Genomic DNA, 720 nt, shown 5'->3' on the forward strand with positions numbered 1-720 from the left:
CAGATTGGCGCCGCGCAGGCAAGATTGGCTGTTCTGAACGCGGAATGGGCTTACCTGAATCGGCCTGATCGCCTGCGCGAATTGGCGGACCTTAATTTTGAACGTCTTGGTTTGCTGCCATTGCGTGCCGAGCAGTTTGGTCGCGCTGATCAGATCGCTTATGCCGAAGATCCCGACTTGCCGATTGTCGATCCGATCGAATTGCAGGCCATCACAGACATTCAGGCACTGGGCGAGGTACAGATCCCATGACCCGCACACCGCTCCGCCCGCTTGCCCGCATTCTGGACGCCCGCGCCCGAGGCGAAAACCCCAAGGCGATCGAGCGTGAGAATATCCGCCAGCGTCACGAGGATATGAAAGACCGCGCTCGGGCCCGTGCCGAAGGGCGCTTGTTGGTGCTTGGGCTCTTTTTCTTCTGCGCGTTCGCTGTCGTCGGTGTGCGCATGGGCATGCTCGCCACTTCTGAGGCTCAGGAGCCTCTGGCAAGCGCACCTGGCGCATCCATTGCCATGCAGCGCGCGAACATCGTGGACCGTGAAGGGCGCATTCTTGCGACCAACCTGGACACCTATTCGGTATACGCACAGCCACCTCTGATGATCGATCCGGAGGCGGCGGCAGATGAGCTGGTCAAAATCTTTCCGGATCTTGAAAAAGAGCGTCTGGTCAAGGACTTCACAGGCAAACGTAAGTTCCTCTGGATCAAGAAGCGTATCT

2 pseudogenes are annotated in these 720 nt (G+C 58.5%); both read left to right on the plus strand.

Going from position 1 to position 720, the window contains the following annotated elements:
- Positions 1-252: pseudogene (locus E1297_RS49975) on the plus strand (hypothetical protein); the annotation flags it as partial.
- Positions 249-720: pseudogene (locus tag E1297_RS37705) on the plus strand (hypothetical protein); the annotation flags it as partial. The pseudogenes E1297_RS49975 and E1297_RS37705, both read left to right, overlap by 4 nt.

Source organism: Roseibium sp. RKSG952 (assembly GCF_009711355.1).